General features: G+C 61.1%; 18 protein-coding genes. 12 read left to right on the forward strand and 6 right to left on the reverse strand.

From position 1 onward, the window contains the following. Positions 1–11 precede the first annotated feature (11 nt). The 3 genes from ACR0FE_RS05630 to ACR0FE_RS05640 are packed head-to-tail and all read left to right on the forward strand — an operon-like array spanning position 12 to position 3,543. Positions 12–1,040, forward strand: a complete 1,029-nt coding sequence (locus ACR0FE_RS05630) for an ABC transporter permease (protein ID WP_170613497.1) — start codon at positions 12–14, stop codon at positions 1,038–1,040. Then, entirely contained in the window at positions 1,037–2,191 is a 1,155-nt protein-coding gene (locus ACR0FE_RS05635) for an ABC transporter permease (protein ID WP_170678343.1), read from the forward strand. Before ACR0FE_RS05630 ends, ACR0FE_RS05635 begins: the two co-directional genes overlap by 4 nt. Then, positions 2,188–3,543 (forward strand): CoA transferase, encoded by a 1,356-nt coding sequence (locus tag ACR0FE_RS05640; protein ID WP_480911605.1) that lies wholly within the window; start codon positions 2,188–2,190, stop codon positions 3,541–3,543. The genes ACR0FE_RS05635 and ACR0FE_RS05640 overlap by 4 nt, the downstream gene beginning before the upstream one ends. A gap of 189 nt (positions 3,544–3,732) precedes the next feature. On the opposite strand, the gene ACR0FE_RS05645 is transcribed toward ACR0FE_RS05640, so the two are convergent. Beyond that, the gene (locus tag ACR0FE_RS05645; protein WP_480911607.1) at positions 3,733–6,114 is read right to left on the reverse strand and encodes a mechanosensitive ion channel domain-containing protein; all 2,382 of its coding nucleotides are present in this window, start codon (positions 6,112–6,114) and stop codon (positions 3,733–3,735) included. Between the two features lie 172 nt (positions 6,115–6,286). On the opposite strand from ACR0FE_RS05645, the gene ACR0FE_RS05650 reads away from it, so the two are divergent. From ACR0FE_RS05650 to ACR0FE_RS05685, 8 genes are read left to right on the forward strand one after another with little or no spacing between them, the layout of a single operon-like run. Continuing rightward, positions 6,287–6,427, forward strand: coding sequence for a hypothetical protein (locus ACR0FE_RS05650; protein WP_480911609.1), 141 nt, complete (start codon positions 6,287–6,289; stop codon positions 6,425–6,427). 59 nt (positions 6,428–6,486) lie between these two features. Continuing rightward, a complete protein-coding gene (locus ACR0FE_RS05655; RefSeq protein ID WP_480524971.1) occupies positions 6,487–7,701 on the forward strand; it encodes a glycosyltransferase family protein in 1,215 nt (404 codons plus the stop codon). Beyond that, positions 7,698–8,945: a glycosyltransferase gene (locus ACR0FE_RS05660; protein WP_480911611.1), complete on the forward strand. Its 1,248-nt coding sequence runs from the start codon at positions 7,698–7,700 to the stop codon at positions 8,943–8,945. Before ACR0FE_RS05655 ends, ACR0FE_RS05660 begins: the two co-directional genes overlap by 4 nt. Then, positions 8,945–10,021, forward strand: coding sequence for a glycosyltransferase family 4 protein (locus ACR0FE_RS05665; RefSeq protein ID WP_480911613.1), 1,077 nt, complete (start codon positions 8,945–8,947; stop codon positions 10,019–10,021). The genes ACR0FE_RS05660 and ACR0FE_RS05665 overlap by 1 nt, the downstream gene beginning before the upstream one ends. Beyond that, a complete protein-coding gene (locus ACR0FE_RS05670; protein ID WP_480911615.1) occupies positions 10,018–10,602 on the forward strand; it encodes a histidine phosphatase family protein in 585 nt (194 codons plus the stop codon). Before ACR0FE_RS05665 ends, ACR0FE_RS05670 begins: the two co-directional genes overlap by 4 nt. Next, positions 10,599–11,741: a glycosyltransferase family protein gene (locus ACR0FE_RS05675; protein WP_480911617.1), complete on the forward strand. Its 1,143-nt coding sequence runs from the start codon at positions 10,599–10,601 to the stop codon at positions 11,739–11,741. The genes ACR0FE_RS05670 and ACR0FE_RS05675 overlap by 4 nt, the downstream gene beginning before the upstream one ends. Then, a complete protein-coding gene (locus tag ACR0FE_RS05680) occupies positions 11,738–12,523 on the forward strand; it encodes a polysaccharide deacetylase family protein (protein WP_170678360.1) in 786 nt (261 codons plus the stop codon). The genes ACR0FE_RS05675 and ACR0FE_RS05680 overlap by 4 nt, the downstream gene beginning before the upstream one ends. Then, positions 12,510–12,986, forward strand: coding sequence for a class I SAM-dependent methyltransferase (locus tag ACR0FE_RS05685; RefSeq protein ID WP_170678362.1), 477 nt, complete (start codon positions 12,510–12,512; stop codon positions 12,984–12,986). The genes ACR0FE_RS05680 and ACR0FE_RS05685 overlap by 14 nt, the downstream gene beginning before the upstream one ends. 20 nt (positions 12,987–13,006) lie before the next feature. Here the strand turns inward: ACR0FE_RS05685 and ACR0FE_RS05690 are convergent, their stop codons facing one another. Then, the gene (locus tag ACR0FE_RS05690; RefSeq protein WP_480812601.1) at positions 13,007–14,149 is read right to left on the reverse strand and encodes an alpha-D-ribose 1-methylphosphonate 5-triphosphate diphosphatase; all 1,143 of its coding nucleotides are present in this window, start codon (positions 14,147–14,149) and stop codon (positions 13,007–13,009) included. 53 nt (positions 14,150–14,202) lie between these two features. Here ACR0FE_RS05690 and ACR0FE_RS05695 point away from each other — a divergent pair, with 53 nt between their 5' ends. Further along, entirely contained in the window at positions 14,203–14,886 is a 684-nt protein-coding gene (locus ACR0FE_RS05695) for a DUF1045 domain-containing protein (protein ID WP_170825103.1), read from the forward strand. Here ACR0FE_RS05695 and ACR0FE_RS05700 read toward each other — a convergent pair. The 4 genes from ACR0FE_RS05700 to ACR0FE_RS05715 are packed head-to-tail and all read right to left on the reverse strand — an operon-like array spanning position 14,868 to position 17,748. Further along, complete coding sequence (locus ACR0FE_RS05700) at positions 14,868–15,416, reverse strand: AAA family ATPase (protein WP_480911620.1); 549 nt, start codon at positions 15,414–15,416, stop codon at positions 14,868–14,870. The genes ACR0FE_RS05695 and ACR0FE_RS05700 overlap by 19 nt on opposite strands. Beyond that, entirely contained in the window at positions 15,413–16,096 is a 684-nt protein-coding gene (gene phnL / locus ACR0FE_RS05705; RefSeq protein ID WP_480911622.1) for a phosphonate C-P lyase system protein PhnL, read from the reverse strand. The genes ACR0FE_RS05700 and phnL overlap by 4 nt, the downstream gene beginning before the upstream one ends. 24 nt (positions 16,097–16,120) lie before the next feature. Further along, positions 16,121–16,891 (reverse strand): phosphonate C-P lyase system protein PhnK, encoded by a 771-nt coding sequence (phnK, locus tag ACR0FE_RS05710; protein WP_480911624.1) that lies wholly within the window; start codon positions 16,889–16,891, stop codon positions 16,121–16,123. Then, a complete protein-coding gene (locus ACR0FE_RS05715) occupies positions 16,888–17,748 on the reverse strand; it encodes an alpha-D-ribose 1-methylphosphonate 5-phosphate C-P-lyase PhnJ (protein ID WP_480911626.1) in 861 nt (286 codons plus the stop codon). Before ACR0FE_RS05715 ends, phnK begins: the two co-directional genes overlap by 4 nt. Positions 17,749–17,891 lie beyond the last annotated feature (143 nt).

Genomic DNA, 17,891 nt, shown 5'->3' on the forward strand with positions numbered 1-17,891 from the left:
GGAGCAGCTAAATGATCATGCTGCGCTACGCGGTGTACCGCTTTTTCACGATGCTGCTGACACTGCTGGTGGTGTCGGTTCTGATCTTCGTGATCATCAACCTGCCGCCCGGCGACTATCTCAGCAACCAGATTGCCGAATTGCAGGCCTCGGGTCAGTCGGCCGGCGTGGCCAAGGCCGAGTTTCTGCGCAAGGAATACGCGCTGGACCGGTCGATGCCGGAGCAATACCTGATCTGGATGGGATTCTGGCCCGGTCCCCACGGGTTCGAAGGATTGTTGCAGGGCAATTACGGCTGGTCCTTTGAATTCGACCGCCCCGTGTCCGAAATCGTGGGTGACACGCTGTGGCTGACGGTCGTGGTCAACCTGGCCGCGATCCTTTTCGTCTATGCAGTGGCCCTGCCGCTGGGTGTTTTGGCTGCTGCAAAGTCACGAACCTGGATCGACTACACCTCGGCCTTTGTTGGCTATCTTGGTCTCGCCACGCCAAACTTTCTTCTGGCGCTGATCCTGTTCTATTACGGCCACCGCTATTTCAACCTGCCCATCGGCGGGCTGATGGACCCATCCTTCGAAGGCCAGCCGATGAGTTGGGACAAGCTGAAGTCCATTCTTGTCCACCTGATTGTTCCGACCTTTGTCATCGGCACCTCCGGGGCATCCGCAATGATGCAGCGTTTGCGGGCCAATATGCTGGACGAGTTGGGCAAGCCTTATGTCGAAACCGCCATCGCCAAGGGCATGGCCCCGTCGCGGATGCTGACGAAATACCCATTGCGCGTTGCCTTCAACCCGTTTGTGGCGGACATCGGCAACCTGCTGCCCTCGATGGTATCGGGATCGGTACTTGTGTCGGTCGTTCTGGGTCTGCAAACCATTGGCCCGACCCTGCTGACCGCGCTTAAGACACAGGATCAGTTCCTGTCGGCCTTCATCCTGATGTTCGTCGCCCTGCTGACCCTGATCGGGACGATGATCTCCGACATCCTGCTGGTCATGCTGGACCCGCGCATCCGATACGAGGGCCGTGAAGCATGAGCAAACTTCCTGACGGCCGCTATGTCGACGACGCCCCGTTCGATCCCGAAGCCTCGATCCAACAACTCGAACGCGCGGATCTGGACGCACCGAACTGGGTTCTGGTCTGGCGCAAGTTCCGGACCCATAAGCTGGGCCTGATTTCGGGTATCTTCCTGCTGCTATGCTATCTGATGCTGCCCTTCGCCGGGTTCATTGCGCCTTACGGGCCGAACGACCGCAATGGTGAACACCTCTATGCCCCGCCCCAAAGCGTCAACTGGTTCCACGAAGGTGAATTTGTCGGACCTTACGTCTACCCCATCATAGCCGAAGCTGATCTTGAGACCTTTCAGTGGAAATTCGTCCCCGACACCGAAGACCCACGACCGATCCGGTTCTTCTGTGAAGGGTCCGAATACAAGCTGGCAGGACTGATCAAAACAAACAGGCACCTGTTCTGCGCCCCCGAGGGCGCCACGCTGTTCCTTTGGGGCTCGGATCGGCTGGGCCGGGACGTGTTCAGCCGCATCCTTTACGGCGCGCAACTGTCGCTGACCGTAGGCCTCATCGGTATTTCGGTGTCGTTCTTTCTGGGTATCCTGTTCGGGTCGATGGCGGGGTATTTCGGCGGCAGGATCGACTGGACCATCAACCGGGTGATCGAAATCCTGCGCTCGCTGCCGGAACTGCCCCTGTGGCTGGCGTTGTCCGCCGCAGTCCCGTCGAACTGGAGCCCGGTGGCGGTGTTCTTCATCATCTCGATCATTCTCGGCATTCTCGACTGGCCCGGTCTCGCCCGATCCGTCCGCGCCAAGTTCCTGTCCCTGCGCGAAGAGGAATACGTGCGCGCGGCGGAAATGATGGGCGCAAGCTCGGGGCGGGTGATCCGCAAGCACCTTTTGCCGAACTTCATGTCACATCTGATCGCTTCGGCCACATTGTCGATCCCGGCAATGATCCTCGGGGAAACGGCGCTCAGTTTCCTCGGCCTTGGCCTGCGGGCACCGGCGGTCAGTTGGGGCGTGATGCTGAACGATGCGCAGAACCTCGCCTCGATCGAGATCTACCCGTGGACCGCCATCCCGATGCTGCCGATTATCGTCGTGGTGCTGGCCTTCAACTTCCTTGGCGACGGGCTGCGCGACAGTCTGGACCCCTATCAGCAATGAGCCTGCTGTCGTCCCTTCCCGCCGCAGACAGCTATCGGACTACCGGGAACGGCGCACTTTCAAGCGTGTTTGCGGTGTCAGAGCTGGCCACGGCCAGCTTTGCCGCCGTCGGGCAAGAGCTTGCTTCATTGACTTCCGCCCTGAACCTGTCCGCGAAGCTACCGGAAATCACCGTCGATCACCGCCTGGCATCGCTCTGGTTCGGGTTTTCGTTCAAACCCGATGGCTGGCAGATGCCGGAACTGTGGGATGCGGTTGCCGGCAACTACAGGGCATCGGACGGTTGGATCCGGTTGCACACCAACCTGCCGCATCATCGCAACGCGGCCCTCAAGGTTCTGGATACACCCGCAGATCGGGAAGCCGTATCCCAGGCGGTCAGGCAGTGGGCGATTTCGGAACTTGAAAGCGCAATTGTTGCCGAAGGCGGTGTTGCGGCTGCCATGCGCAGCCGGGTGGAATGGCTTGAACATCCTCAGGGCCGTGCCGTGTCGCGCGACCCGCTGATTACCTGGGAAAACCCGCGAATCGTCACCCTGCGCAACCGGCCAAATGCCACAGCAGAACGGCCACTCGCTGGCTTGCGGGTCCTTGATCTGACCCGCGTTCTGGCTGGCCCGGTTTCCACCCGAACCCTCGCCGGATTCGGCGCGGAAGTGCTGCGGATCGATCCCCCCGGTTGGGACGAGCCCGGGGTCATTCCCGACATCTCGCTGGGCAAACGATGCACCTATCTGAACTTGAAATCTCCTGCCGGGGGTCAAAAATTGCATGACCTACTGGCCGAGGCGGACGTCTTTGTTCACGGCTATCGTCCCGGCGCACTGGACGCGCTTGGATTGACCAAAACCAAACGGGATGAACTGGCCCCGAACCGGGTTGAGGTGACACTGGACGCCTATGGGTGGCAAGGCCCCTGGTCGACCCGACGCGGGTTTGACAGCCTTGTCCAGATGAGCGCCGGGATCGCCGATGCCGGGCGCATCTGGGCGCAGGCGGACAAGCCTACCCCCCTGCCCGTGCAGGCGCTGGATCACGCCACCGGTTACCTGATGGCCGCATCAATCCTGTCGGCGCTTGCTCAGGCCGCGCGGGGGAACCCGGTGATGCACGCCAAACTGTCACTTGCACGCACCGCAGAGTTGCTGGTGGCACTCAGCAAATCCGACCCCGAGGTCGAGATGCAGGGTGCCACCCCGCAGGACTATGCCCAGGCTACCGAGGTTTCGGGTTGGGGGCCTGGCCACCGCCTGAAATCCGCGCTGAGCGTCGGGACTGCCAGGATGCACTGGCCGCTGCCCGCATCAAGGCTTGGCACCTCCCCGCCGCAGTGGGCTGGTCTGTCTGCCTGACGCTTTTCCGACAGACCCTCGCTCGCAAAAACCCCAACCGCTCTGCACGTTCTCGGCCCGCCGTGGCTCAAAGGCGTGTCAGTTTATCCCACTCATCCAAAGAGCCACCGCCGCGCGGGACGCGCGGCCCAGCCCAACTCTTTGCTGGCGTCTCGTCAGAGACGCCGGTCAAAGGGGCGGGAGGATGCGCTATCTGTCATCGCCGCCGCCCGGGCCAATATCGTCAAGATAGTCTTCATCAATCGCCGCCTGCACTGCGCCTGTTACGGCCTCGCGCTGCTTGGGCGTCAGGTCCTCGGCATTCTTGTCATCGGCCAGACGCACGGTGACCTCGCGGTGGGCGAAACGAATGCCCTCGCGCGCGAACAGCTCGCGAATTTCCTGATAGACCTTTTTGCGCACCAACCACTGGTCACCCGGCTTGGTCATGAACTTGACCCGGATGATCATCGCCGAATCCTGCATCTCGATCACGCCTTGCGATTTCAATGGCTGGATGAAGTTCTCGCCGATCACCGGATCGCTCAGCAACTGCTGGCCCAGCTTCTTGATCAGCTTGCGCACTTGCTCGACATCGGTGTCATAGGTCACACGCAGCGGCAGCTTCATGATCACCCAGTCGCGCGAGTAGTTGGTCAGCACCTTGATCTCGCCAAACGGAATGGTGTTGAGCGCCCCAAGATGGTGGCGCAGCTGGAAGGACCGGACCGAGATTTTCTCAACTGTCCCCTTCACGTCGCCGATATCGATATATTCGCCTTTACGGAAGGCATCATCCATCAGGAAAAACGCGCCCGAGAAGATGTCCCGCACCAGCGTTTGCGAGCCGAACCCGACGGCCAGACCAACAACACCGGCACCCGCGAACAGCGGACTGACGTTGATGCCCAGCTCCATCAGCACAATCAGAATTATGGTCACGACGACAACTGCAAGGATCGCACCGCGGAACAGCGGCAGCAGGGTGGCCAGACGGCTTTGCCCCCCTTCGCCGCCTTCATCGCCCAGTTCCGCTTCGCCGACATCGACCTCTTCTTCGGCGATTTTGGAATCGATCCAGATGCGGAAGAAATGGAACAGGATATAGCCCATGAAGATGATTACCATCACATCGAGCACCCGCTCGATCGGAAGATCCTCGCTCCAGTTGGCGTCCGGGTTCCAGATCACCACCAGTGCGTAGGCACCAACCACAAAGGCCAGAATGCCCGCAACGCGCCGGGCCAGATCCTCGTAGGTCAGGATGGTGTGCTTTCTCTGCTCAGCTTCAGGTGTTTCCGCTGCGCCTTGCCCCTCTTCGGTTTCGGCCTCTTCCGCGCGGGCGTTCATTTCCTCGATCTGACGGTTACGGTCGAAATACCGCTCCAACAGATAGTTCATGGCGCCGTATGCAATCACGACGGACATGAAAATGAGATAGCTGCTGGCGACAATCGGTATTGAGTTCTGATTTTCCAGCAACAGATCCACGGCCAGTTTCAGCCAGCTGAACACCAGATACACGATCAGCACAGGAGCCCAGGCGAACGAGATGAACCGCAATATCCACGACACCTGATCCGGCGCGCGTCCGCCGCGAATGGCGTTCGAGATAGCACGGGCATTGAATAGGATCATGAAGACATTGGCGACAGCGCCCAGCATTGTCAGACTTCCGTAGACCATCGCGTAGACGTTGTAGTTCAGCCCGAAATCGGCAACCCAGGTGGAAAACAGAACGACCGAAATGTCATAGGTCGCGATGGCCGAAGCCCAGATGTACAACCGCTTTGCGTCCCTGTCGGAAAAGGGTGGCAGTCGGTATTGGCTTAGGTAGGGCGACAGGACCATCCGCCACAGATCCGACACTGTCCGCGACAGGAAGAACGCCGTGAAGATGGCTGTGACCGTGAACTGGATCGAGATGTCCTCGGCCTCGCCAAGAAACAGATACCCCACGATCAGCGCCAGCAACATGGCAAACACGGTGGCCCCGATCCCCATCAGGAAACGGAACACCAGGAACGGCATCTTCTCACGGTACCCCTGGGGGTTGTTCTTGGATCGCGCCACCACGATACGCCGCGCGATACGCTTGCCGTAGATCTCGATGGACAGCCACCGTCCCAGCAGCAGGAACAGGACATTCCAGGCCAGAACCTCGACATAGGTCATGATCCGCCCGTCCGGGCTGGTCTGGCGCAGAATGTACTGCACTTCGAAGATCGAATAGGGCAACGCCTCCAGCCGCGACTGAACCGACTCCCGGAAAGTCCTGAACCTCTCCTGCGCCTTCATCAGTTGCGAGCCTTCACCCATCGGGTCGTTCTCAGCACCCGCAGCCGCACCGTCGGCTCCGGTGGTTCCGGCAGTTGCGACCTGCCCGGCGCTGTCGATCACGATCACGCTTGCGCCAGCTTCGGTCGCGGCGCGGATGGCTGCGCCTATGTCTCCATCGGCGCTCGTCTCGGCACTGGTGTCGCCAGCAGTCGGGTATCCAGGAATCAAAGATGTCTGAGCGACGGCCCCCGTTCCGGCAGCAAGCACTGCCCAGAAAGTGAAAACCAGCGCGGCAAACAGTTTGAAGTGCATGGGTTTGTGTCCAGTTCGCATGTTGCCGCACAGAATACTCAAGCGTTTACAGGTGTTCAAATTATCCAACCTTCCCATCTCGATAAAGTGTCCAGCCGTGTTCCTGGCGCACAGTTTTGGACAAGGCTGTTTTCAACCTGACAAAAACTGAATATGACCAATCCTGTAACAAGTGAACACCGTCAGACAGGTTCGGGCGGGACAATCCGGTGCCACGCGCCTGTTCTGCCCTGGAATTGATGTTGCCAAATCGCAATGCATGGCGCATTTGCAGGTCGGGCAGCGCTCGTTTGGCGGGCAGAGACTGAAATAAAAAGATAGGGGTGCATTTGCGCGGATACTGCACCGAAATGACAAAAAACGGGCGAAGGCATGAGCCTAGAACGACATAGTGAGATATCCGGCCGCGCGCCGCGCATTTTGTTTTACAGCCACGATACGTTCGGGTTGGGCCATTTGCGCCGTTCCCGTGCGCTGGCCGCCGCAATCACTCAGGCAGACCCGACGGCGTCGGCGCTGATCCTGACGGGTTCGCCCGTGGCGGGGCGGTTTACGTTTCCACGCCGCGTCGACCATGTGCGCTTGCCCGGCGTCACCAAGCGGGCCGACGGTTCATATGCCTCGCAGACCATTGGCATGGGCATCGAAGAAGTCACGGAGCTGCGCGCCCGTCTGATTCAGACCGCGGTCGAGCAATACGACCCTGACGTCTTTGTCGTGGACAAAGAGCCGACAGGGTTTCGGGGCGAGTTGCTGCGTACACTGGAATCCCTTGAGCGTTCGCGCCGGACGCGGCTTGTGCTGGGTCTGCGGGATGTTCTGGACGAGCCCGAGGTTCTAGCCGCCGAGTGGGCCAGAAAGGACGCAGTGGCCGCGACGGAGCGGTTTTACGACGAAATCTGGGTGTACGGGTTGCGCTCGGTCTACGATCCGACCAAGGGGCTGCCGCTCAGCCCGGCGGCGCAGTCCCGTATTCACTGGACAGGCTATCTTCGGCGCGATCTTGGCCCCGTTGGCGAACCACCCAAGCAGCCTTACGTGCTGATCACGCCCGGCGGCGGCGGAGACGGCAAGGCGCTCGTCAATCTGGTGCTGTCCGCTTACGAAAGCGACCCCGACCTGTCGCCAAGGGCGGTGCTGGTCTACGGACCGTTCCTGTCGGGCGAATTGCGAGAAGAGTTCGAAACGCGCGTTGCCGCGCTTGATGGGCGTGTTACCGCGGTAGGATTTGAATCGCAGATTGAAACCCTGTTTGCCGGCGCCACCGGAGTTGTCTGCATGGGTGGTTACAACACCTTTTGCGAGGTTCTGTCCTTTGACAAACGCGCGGTCATCGTACCGCGCACGACACCGCGCCTGGAACAGTGGATCCGGGCTTCCCGGGCCGAAAACCTGGGCCTGATCCGCATGCTGGACGAACGCCGGGAAGGGTTGACAACCGAGGCAATGATCCAGGCCATTCGCAATATTCCGCACCAGCCGCTGCCGTCAGAAGCCATCCGGGGCGGATTGTTGGGCGGGCTGGATTACGTGACCGATCGTATAGAGGTTTTGCTGGGCCGCAAACGGGAACGGGCCACCGGATGACCGCAGACCTGCCGAAACTGGCGGTGCTGGTCAAAGGTTGGCCGCGCCTGTCCGAGACGTTCATCGCCCAGGAACTGGTGGCCCTGCAAGAGGCTGGCCACCGCTTTGATATCTGGTCCCTGCGCCACCCAACGGATGTCAAACGCCACCCTCTGCACGACCGTTTTCGGGGTCGGGTCCATTATCTGCCCGAGTACTTGTACGAAGAACCCGGCCGTGTCTGGGCTGCCCGTCATGTGGCGCGGGCTTTGCCCGGCTACAACCAGGCTTACCGGGTCTGGCGCGATGATCTTCGCCGCGACCCTAGTCACAATCGCATCCGGCGCTTCGGGCAGGCCTGCGTTCTGGCCGCCGAACTGCCGGAGCAATCGCTGGCGCTTTATGCGCATTTCATGCACACGCCCTCCTCAGTCGCGCGATATGCCGCGATCATGCGGGGATTGCCGTGGAGCTTTTCCGCCCACGCCAAGGACATCTGGACCTCACCAGAATGGGAGAAGCGGGAAAAACTGCGGTCCGACACGTTTGGTGCCGCGTTTGGGGCCACTTGCACCGCCATTGGCGCAAAACACCTGCGTGGGCTTTCTGATGATCCCGCGCGGATCGAACTGATCTATCACGGGCTGGATCTGTCGCGCTTCCCGTCCCCTCCTGACCGTATGATCCGGGCCGCAAACGACCCGTTTCACATGCTGTCCGTCGGCCGGTTGGTCGAAAAAAAAGGGTTTGACCGACTGATCGACGCATTCGCCCTGTTACCGGATGCACTGGACTGGCACTGGACCCATATCGGGGGCGGTTCATTGAACAAACAGCTGCAGGAACGGGCCGTCGCTGCGGGTTTGGCGAACCGGATCAGCTGGAAAGGTGCCTGCGATCAGCCCGAAGTGATCGAGGCGATGCGGCGTGCCAACCTGTTTGCTCTACCCAGCCGGATTGCGGTGGACGGCGACCGTGATGGTTTGCCCAACGTGTTGATGGAAGCGGCCTCTCAGCAGTTGCCAATCCTGTCCACCCCGGTTTCCGCCATTCCCGAGTTCATCGAGACCGGAGTGCACGGTATTCTGGCGGACGATGATCCCGCAGCGCTGGCATCTGCGATATCCGGTGTTGCCGCCGATCCGGAAGATGCGGCCAGAATGGCTGCGGCGGCATACAACCGTCTGATCACCGAATTCCAAATGGATCCCGGCATTGCCCGGCTGTCCGCCCGCCTGAACGCCTTGTGTCTGGAACCTGCCTGATGGCACGGGTTGCCTTTTACGCTCCGATGAAATCTCCGGACAGCCCGGTTCCCTCGGGCGACCGCGAAATGGCACGCAATCTGATGAAGGCGATCGGCGCGCAGGGGGACAAGGTCGATCTCGTTTCCACGCTCCGCATCTATGACAAGACCGGAGATACCGGAACCCAGCAGGCGTTGCATGCCGCGGCACGGGTCGAAGTGGAACGCGTTCTGGACACGATGCCAGCCGAAACTGCGCTGTGGGTGACCTATCATAACTACTACAAGGCCCCTGATCTGCTGGGGCCACAGGTCTGCAAGGCCCGGGGTCTTCCGTATGTGCAATTGGAAAGCACCCGCGCTTCCAGCCGGCTGAACGGCCCTTGGGCCGATTTTGCCAGTGCTGCGCATCGGGCCTGTGATGCGGCGCGGGTGATCTACTATCACACCGCCAACGACCTGATCACGCTGGAACGGGACCGATTTGGCGATCAAATCCTGGCCGAGTTGCCGCCGTTTCTGCCCATTGCAGATCTGCCCGCCGTTTCGGAACGCAACGGGCCCATGCTGGCGGTCGGCATGATGCGGCATGGCGACAAGCTGACCTCGTACCGGGTTCTTGCCGACGCACTGGCCCAGCTTGACGGGGAATGGGCCTTAAATATCGTTGGCGATGGGCCCGCCCGACCCGAAGTCGAAGCACTGATGGCCCGGTTTAACGGGAAGGTGCGTATTCTGGGTCTGCTGGACCGGGCCGGGGTCCAAACTGCCTACCTAAAGTCGTCCTTTCTTGTCTGGCCCGGCGTGAACGAAGCCTATGGCATGATCTATCTTGAGGCTCAGGCCTGTGGCCTTCCGGTTGTTGCGCAGGACAGACCCGGTGTTTGCGATGTTCTGGCCCCCTCGGACCATCCGACTGTCGAAGCGGGCGCTCAAGGCCTGGCCGACCGGATGCAGCTGTTGCTGAATGACTCGGTCCTGCGCCGCGCGCTGGGAGAAAACGCGCGCGCGCATGTGGCAGCGCGCAACCTGATGCCCGAAGCCACCAGGCGCTTCTGGCAACACGCCCGCCCGCTATTGGGGGTGCCTACATGACCCGGCTTGCCCTTCTTCGCCATGGCCACACGCATTGGAACCGTGCGGGGCGCATTCAGGGGCGCAGCGATATTGCACTGGATGACGACGCGCAAGCCGAGCTTTCGGGTTCCGCCCTCCCTTCCCCGTGGGACACGGCCGAGCTGTGGTCCAGCCCTCTGACGCGTGCAAGCGAAACGGCGCGACTGGTGTCCGGACGCGCGTCGCAGACATCAGACGCCCTGATCGAAATGAACTGGGGGGCCTGGGAGGGTAAGCGTGGCGTTGACCTGATCGCAGATGCCAGCAGCGGTTACCGCCATATCGAGGACTGGGGATGGGATTTCCGCCCCCCAAACGGAGAAAGCCCGTCCGACGTCCGAGCCCGTCTGGCCCCTTGGCTGTCAGGCCTGCAAAGGGACACACTTGCCGTCTGCCATATCGGTATCATGCGGGTCATTCTGGCGCAGGCCTGGGGGTGGGACTTTAACGGCCCCGCACCCTTCAAAATCAAGCGCAACCGGCTGTATATCGTCGACATGAGAAACATGCACCCTGATCCCGAACCGGTTCGCCTGCTGCGCCCGAAGGGCAGTTCATGAAGGTTCTGATCGTAGTCACGCACCTGTTGGGCACTGGTCATCTCAGCCGTGCCCTGACACTTGGGCGCGCCTATGCGCGGGACGGGGCTGAGGTGTTGGTCGTATCTGGCGGGATGCCCGCACCGCAACTGAACAGTGCGGGGCTGACGCTTTTCGGGCTGCCTCCCCTGCGGTCGGATGGAACGGACTTCACGCGACTTCTGACCGAAACAGGCTCTGTTGCGGACGACATATATCTGTCAGCCCGGATCGTCGCGCTGACGCAGGCCGTTCGGCGTTTTCAGCCGGATGTTCTGATCACCGAACTGTTTCCGTTTGGTCGGCGCTCGCTGGCCCGAGAGTTCACGGCTGCCCTTGAAGCAGCACATGGCCTGCCGCGCCGCCCGCTGATTCTGGGGTCGATCCGCGACATCCTTGCGCCGCCCTCCAAACCAGAGAAAGCTCATCGCGCACTTGCGATGGTGATGCGGTACTATGACGGCATCCTTGTCCACTCGGACCCAAAATTCACGAAACTGGATGTCAGTTGGCCTGTCACGGCTGAGCTGTCCGAGCGGTTGCACTACACCGGTTTTGTTGCCCCACCGGCACCGCAACCGCACGCGGACGGCGTCGGCCGGGACGAGGTCATCGTCAGCGCCGGTGGCGGATCGGTGGGCCAGCCGATCTTTCGCGCGGCCATCGAGGCCGCCCAAAAGATGCCAGACAGGCGCTGGCGCCTGCTGGTCGGCGGACGAGACGCAAGCGCGCGCATCGCCGATCTGTCGAAACAGGCCGAAGGCACCAACATCACGCTGGAACCGGTCCGGCCGGATTTTCGTGAAATGCTTCCAATTGCCGCCGCTTCGGTCAGCATGTGCGGTTACAACACTGCGCTGGATATTCTGCAAAGCGGAACGCCGGCGGTTTTCATACCCTTTGACGACGGCAATGAGGTCGAACAGGGTTTGCGCGCTCAAAGCCTTGCGGATCTTCCGGGCATCGGGGTGCTGCCCAGCGCCCGGTTAAGCGGCACTGCTCTGGCCAAGGCTGTCGGCACAGTCTTGTCAGACGGTGCACGGGAGGTTCCAACACAGGGGTTCGACGGGGCGCGGGAAGCGGTCGAGATCACGAAAACGCTGCTGGAGCGGTGCCGATGACCGCAAACTGGAACCCTCTGACACACGAACTGAAACTCTGGTCGGATGCAGAGTTGACCCTGCCGCTTTGGTGGCGGGACGACGATGCGGTAACCGTGACGCCGCAGCTTGAAACCCTGTCGGCTCTGTCTTGCCGCATCGGCCTGCCCGTACATCTTGCCGTAATCCCCCGCGACGCAGACCAAGCCCTGGTCGATTATGTCGCGCAGCATTCCGAATTGGTCCCGGTGGTGCACGGGTGGTCCCATCAAAACCACGCTCCGGCCACCGAGAAAAAAGCTGAATTCCGCCTGCACCGTCCAATGGCGCAAATTGCGCAGGACGCGGGGGCTGGAATCTCGACTCTGCACAAACTGTTCGGCGACCGGCTCAGGCCCGTTTTCGTTCCGCCGTGGAACCGCATCGCGCCCGAAGTGGCGCAGGTTTTGCCCGATCTCGGCTACCGCATTCTGTCAACGGCAACGCCGCGTGCGTCAAGGCTGGCCGCGCCTGGGCTGGAACAGGTGAACACCCATCTGGACCCGATCGACTGGCGTGGGACACGGGGACTTGTTGATCCGGACATACTGATCACCCGAACCGCAGGTTTGCTGCGCGACCGGCGCGAAGGTCGCGCGGACAATGCCGAACCGTTTGGCGTGCTGACCCATCACCTGGTGCACGATCCAGGCATCTGGCGATTTACCGAAACCCTGCTGGCCAGATTGCAGGACGGACCCACGGAGATCTGGGCCGCGCCCCACATTCGAAACACCCACGGAGTACCCGATGAGCCGACTTGATTCCATGCTGCGCCGCCTGACCGCGCAACGCGACGGTCTGAACTGGGCTGCAGCCCGGATCGCCGAAACACCTGGGGATATTCTGGATATGGGACTTGGCAATGGCCGGACCTATGACCATTTGCGGGAGATCCTGCCCGACCGGCGCATCTGGGTCATGGATCGCGTGTTGCAATGCCATCCCTCCAGCACACCCCCGGCCGAAGATTTTCTACAGGGCGAGGCAGAACCGATGCTGGAAAAGCTGGCAGAAAACGGCCCCTGCATCGCCATGGCCCACTATGATTTCGGACGCGGCATCAAGGAAGAGGATGTTGCCGAGGCCGCCCGCCTCAGCCCGCTGATCGCGCGGGTCATGCTGCCGGGCGGATTGCTGATCTCCGGCCAGCCCCTAGTGGGATTCAAGCAATTTGCCGGACCCGAGACCATCGCCCCGGACCGCTATCTGTTCTACAGGACCTGAGCGGCCTTTGCCCTGCCACTCTAAGCGACGCGGCGCCCTCGCGACCAAGCCGCGCTCAGCGCCGGAATACCATCGCGCAGGCGAAAGCGGATCAGATCGGCACGCAAACCCGCGCGCAGTTCACCCCGATCGGCCAGACCGGCGGCCTGCGCGGGGGTCTGTGTCACTGTCTTCAGGCCCTGCGCCATGTTGCCCCACAGCTCACCCAGCATCGTGGCGGACAGCAGCAGCGCCGACGGCACGTAATCCGAAGACAGAATATCCAGATGTCCAAGCTCGGCCAGATCCCGAGCGGCCACATTGCCCGAATGCGACCCACCCCGGATCACGTTCGGCGCGCCCATCATGACCTTGATGTCATACGCATGGCAGGCCTGCGCCGCCTCGACCGTTGTGGGAAACTCGGCCAGACGAATGCCGTGACCGGCTGAGATACGAACCTGATCTGCTGTGGTGTCGTCATGGCTGGCAAGAACCGCACCGAACCTACGCGCGGCCTTGACCGCCTCGGTTTCGTGTTTTTTACCATTGCGTTCCCGCAACCCCCTAAGCTGGGCCACGTGACGCGTGAACATCGCGTCATCCATCGCGTATTTGCCCTTCAGATAGGCTTCGAGCTTGTTCATGTCCCGGAACTGCCGCTGCCCCGGCGTATGATCCATCAGCGAGACCAGCCCGACACGATCTTCGGGGCCGAATTCGGCCAGTTCCTCGATCAGAGTTTCCGAACAGACCTCGGCCCGCAAATGCAGAAAATGGCTGATCTTCAATGCGTCCTGCTCGCGCAATTGCCACAGCTCGCGCGACAAACCCCGGGCATATTTCCCGTAACGCCCCGCGCCCGAAGGGATGGAACCCACGCGCATGGCATCAAAGACGGTCGTAATGCCGGTGCTGGCAAGTTCCGCATCATGGGCAATGATCGCCGCGGCGTGCGGCCAGTGTACGTTAGGACGCGGCTGAATGTGACGCTCCAGATTGTCGGTATGCAATTCGACAAGACCGGGGCTGACGTAATCGCCTTCGCAATCCGTCGCCCCCTTGGGGACTGCCGCGCCAGTATCGACCTGAGCAATGGTTTCGCCGAGGATGCGAATGCTGCCCGTAACCGTTTCATCGGGCAAAACAAGCGTCGCATTGGCAAGGATCAATTCTTCTGTCATCTGAACTTCACGCAGTTTGGGCTATGGATCGGCCACACAGGTAGGAGGCCAATGTGACATTCACGCGATATGCGATCTATTTTGCGCCATCCGGCGACGCGGACTGGACAAGGTTCGCAACCAGCTGGCTGGGTTGGAACATGGAAACGGGCTCGGTGGCGGCGCATCCTGACGTCGACGGCGTAGACGTAGCCGCCGTGACCGAGGTTCCGCGCAAATACGGCCTGCATGCGACGATGAAACCGCCCTTCCGCCTGCACAAAACCCGAACAGCCGCAGAACTGCAGGACGCCTGCATACGACTGGCGGCATCCTACGCTCCGGTCACGTTGGAGGGTCTGGAGATTGCGCGGCTCGGCCGCTTCCTCGCCCTGTGCCCCTTGGGAGACACCGCGAAACTTGGCGAACTGGCCGCCGCTTGTGTTCGCGATCTCGATACGTTCCGCGCCCCTGCGACCGACGCGGATCTGGCCCGCCGTCGTGGCAACGGCCTGACACCGGAACAGGACGCCAATCTGGTCAACTGGGGCTACCCTTACGTGTTGGATTCGTTCCGATTTCACATCACGCTTAGCGGCAAACTCGACAAACCCACGCTTCGCAGCGCTCAGGCAGCGCTTGCAACACACCTTGAACCGATGCTGCCAACCCCGTTTCGGATCGACGACTTGGCATTGGTGGGCGAGGCTGAAGACGGTCGGTTCCACCTGATCCATCGCTACGCCCTTTCCGGCTGAAGCCGGGACAGGATCTCATCCACAGTGGCATCAAGGGGCCCTGAGTTGTCGATTTCGATCACCCGGTTCAAACCTTCGGGCAGCGGAGCCTCCGCCCGACCCAGACGACGCGCTTGTTCCGCGGCATTTTCACGTCCGCGCGCCGACAGGCGTTGTGCCAGAACGTCCGGATCTGCGGTCAGCGACACGACAATCAGCTCACCAAACACATCCTGCGCCTGCAACAGGACCGCACGCGACAGGTTGACCAGCAACGCCTCGGCCCCGCGGCGCTGATCCGCGACCCCGCCCGGAATTCCGTACTGCAACCCATGGGCGCACCAATGCAGCACAAATGCGCCATCCTGTGCCATTTGTCGGAACATCTCGACCGGAACACGTTCGAAATCTTCGCCGCCTTCGCCTTCGGGTCGCGTGATCACCCGCCGCACCCGCTGAATGCCGTCCACCCGCGCCTCGAGCGCCTCCATCACACTGTCCTTGCCCACACCCGAAGGGCCGACAATCGCTATGACGGGGGCCAAGGTCATGCAGCCACCCCCGGCGTGAAATCCGAGACGTTGACCTCGCGATCGCAAACCCGCTCCCGCGCCGCGACATCGTGGAAAATCCCGACAATCGCAGCGCCGCGCTGTTTCGCCTCCTGGATCAGCGACAGGACGGTTTCACGATTTTGCGCATCCAGACTGGCTGTAGGTTCGTCCAGCAGCATGGCAGGATATTCATGCGCAAAACCACGCGCGATGTTCACCCGCTGCTGTTCGCCGCCCGAAAATGTCGTCGGGCTGAGTGTCCAAAGGCGTTCGGGAATATTCAGACGCCGCAGCAACCCGGCCGCGCGGTCCAAGGCCGCGTGCTTGTCGCAGCCAACCGCCAACAACGGCTCGGCCACTACCTCAAGCGTCGGCACCCGGGGCACCACGCGCAGGAACTGGCTGACATAGCCCAACGTCTCTCGCCGTAACGCCAAAATCTCGCGCGGTTCAGCCCGCGCCACATCCACCCCGCCGACGCGCACCTGACCCGAGGCGGCCAGATAATTTCCGTAGATCACCCGCATCAGGGTCGACTTGCCCGCTCCGGAGGCTCCGGTCAGGGCCACGCATTCACCCGGTCCGACTTGCAGACAGGCACCTTCCATCACCGGGATCACCGCGCCCCCCTGATTGTGCAGGGTGAAGCTCTTGCTCACGTTGACTAACTCAATCATCGCACTTCATCTTTTCCCAAATACTCATACCTGCAGAACGCTCGACACAAGCAGCTGCGTATAGGCGTGTTGCGGGTCGTCCAGCACCTGATCCGTCAACCCGGCTTCGACCACGCGACCATCCTTCATCACCATCAACCGGTCCGCCAACAGGCGCACCACAGCCAGATCATGGGTGACAATAATGGCGCTCAGCCCCATTTCACGCACAAGCCCACGCAGCAGATCCAGCAGACGCGCCTGAACCGAGACATCCAGCCCGCCGGTTGGCTCATCCATGAACACCAGCCGCGGTCCGGTCACCAGATTCCGCGCGATTTGCAACCGCTGCTGCATCCCGCCCGAAAACGCGGTCGGGCGGTCATCGACACGCTCTGCCTCGATTTCGACCCGGCCCAGCCAGTCGATGGCCTTGTGGCGGATATTGCCGTAGTGACGATCGCCGACCGCCATCAGCCGCTCGCCGATATTGCCGCCGGCACTGACCGACATGCGCAAACCATCCCGCGCATGCTGATGCACAAAAGCCCAGTCGGTACGGCCAAGCATCCGACGTTCGGGTTCCGACATGGTAACGGTGTCAACCGGTCCATTCGCCCGAGTTTCAAAGATCACCTGACCCCCATCCGGTTCCAGATGCCCCGCCAGGCAGTTCAGAAGGGTCGACTTGCCCGACCCGCTCTCGCCAACGATCCCCATCACCTCGCCAGGGTAGAGGTCGAAGCTTACATCCATGCACCCGATCCGCGCGCCATAGCGTTTCCCGATGCCTTTGACCTGCAACAAAGGGGTCATGCCGCGCTCTCCTCAGCCAATCGGCCCACATGGCCTAATTCACGGCGTGACCGGCAATAGTCAGTGTCAGAACAGACAAACATCCGGTTGCCCGCATCATCCATGATCACCTCGTCCAGATAGCTGTCCTCGGCCCCGCACAGACTGCACGGATGGTCGGCCTTCGTCGCTTCAAACGGATGGTCTTCGAAATCGAGGCTCACGACTTTGGTGTGCGGCGGGACCGCGTAAATCCGCTGCTCCCGGCCCGCGCCAAACAGCTGGATCGCATCCATTTCAAGCTTGGGATTGTCGAATTTCGGGATCGGCGACGGGTCCATGACATAGCGACCCGACACCTTGACCGGATAGGCATACGCGGTCGAAATCGCGCCGTGCTGGCTGATATCCTCGTATAGCTTCACATGCATAAGCCCGTATTCCTCAAGGCTGTGCATTTTGCGCGTCTCTGTCTCGCGCGGCTCCAGAAAGCGCAGCGGTTCCGGGATCGGTACCTGATAGACAAGTATCTGATCTTCGGTCAGCTTCGCCTCGGGGATGCGGTGGCGGGTCTGAATGACTGTGGCCTTGGCCGTCTCTTCGGTTGTCGCGACGCCCGCCGTATTCTCGAAGAACTTGCGGATCGACACCGCATTCGTCGTGTCATCCGCGCCCTGATCGATCACTTTGAACGTGTCATCAGGCGTCAACGTCGCCGCTGAAACCTGCACACCCCCGGTGCCCCAGCCGTAAGGCATCGGCATTTCACGGCTGGCAAACGGCACCTGATAGCCCGGAATGGCAAGGCCTTTGAGGATGGCCCGGCGTATCATTCGCTTGGTTTGTTCGTCCAGATATGCGAAGTTATACTCAGTCATTTGGCGTATCGTTTTGTTTTTTGGTGTTTTTGTGGACGTAATGTTAATTGGTTCGTTCTTATTGATCGTTTTCTTCTATTTGCTTTGGCACACCCGCCATGCAAAACGGCGACGTGAGGCGCAACAACGCGACCCAACAGACG

Source organism: Ruegeria sp. K7 (assembly GCF_056531785.1).

Coding starts and splice junctions, on each gene's coding strand:
- ACR0FE_RS05630 (WP_170613497.1), top strand. CDS start 12: ATGATCATGCTGCGCTACGCGGTGTACCGCTTTTTCACGATGCTGCTG.
- ACR0FE_RS05635 (WP_170678343.1), top strand. CDS start 1,037: ATGAGCAAACTTCCTGACGGCCGCTATGTCGACGACGCCCCGTTCGAT.
- ACR0FE_RS05640 (WP_480911605.1), top strand. CDS start 2,188: ATGAGCCTGCTGTCGTCCCTTCCCGCCGCAGACAGCTATCGGACTACC.
- ACR0FE_RS05645 (WP_480911607.1), bottom strand. CDS start 6,114: ATGCACTTCAAACTGTTTGCCGCGCTGGTTTTCACTTTCTGGGCAGTG.
- ACR0FE_RS05655 (WP_480524971.1), top strand. CDS start 6,487: ATGAGCCTAGAACGACATAGTGAGATATCCGGCCGCGCGCCGCGCATT.
- ACR0FE_RS05660 (WP_480911611.1), top strand. CDS start 7,698: ATGACCGCAGACCTGCCGAAACTGGCGGTGCTGGTCAAAGGTTGGCCG.
- ACR0FE_RS05665 (WP_480911613.1), top strand. CDS start 8,945: ATGGCACGGGTTGCCTTTTACGCTCCGATGAAATCTCCGGACAGCCCG.
- ACR0FE_RS05670 (WP_480911615.1), top strand. CDS start 10,018: ATGACCCGGCTTGCCCTTCTTCGCCATGGCCACACGCATTGGAACCGT.
- ACR0FE_RS05675 (WP_480911617.1), top strand. CDS start 10,599: ATGAAGGTTCTGATCGTAGTCACGCACCTGTTGGGCACTGGTCATCTC.
- ACR0FE_RS05680 (WP_170678360.1), top strand. CDS start 11,738: ATGACCGCAAACTGGAACCCTCTGACACACGAACTGAAACTCTGGTCG.
- ACR0FE_RS05685 (WP_170678362.1), top strand. CDS start 12,510: ATGAGCCGACTTGATTCCATGCTGCGCCGCCTGACCGCGCAACGCGAC.
- ACR0FE_RS05690 (WP_480812601.1), bottom strand. CDS start 14,149: ATGACAGAAGAATTGATCCTTGCCAATGCGACGCTTGTTTTGCCCGAT.
- ACR0FE_RS05700 (WP_480911620.1), bottom strand. CDS start 15,416: ATGACCTTGGCCCCCGTCATAGCGATTGTCGGCCCTTCGGGTGTGGGC.
- phnL (WP_480911622.1), bottom strand. CDS start 16,096: ATGATTGAGTTAGTCAACGTGAGCAAGAGCTTCACCCTGCACAATCAG.
- phnK (WP_480911624.1), bottom strand. CDS start 16,891: ATGACCCCTTTGTTGCAGGTCAAAGGCATCGGGAAACGCTATGGCGCG.
- ACR0FE_RS05715 (WP_480911626.1), bottom strand. CDS start 17,748: ATGACTGAGTATAACTTCGCATATCTGGACGAACAAACCAAGCGAATG.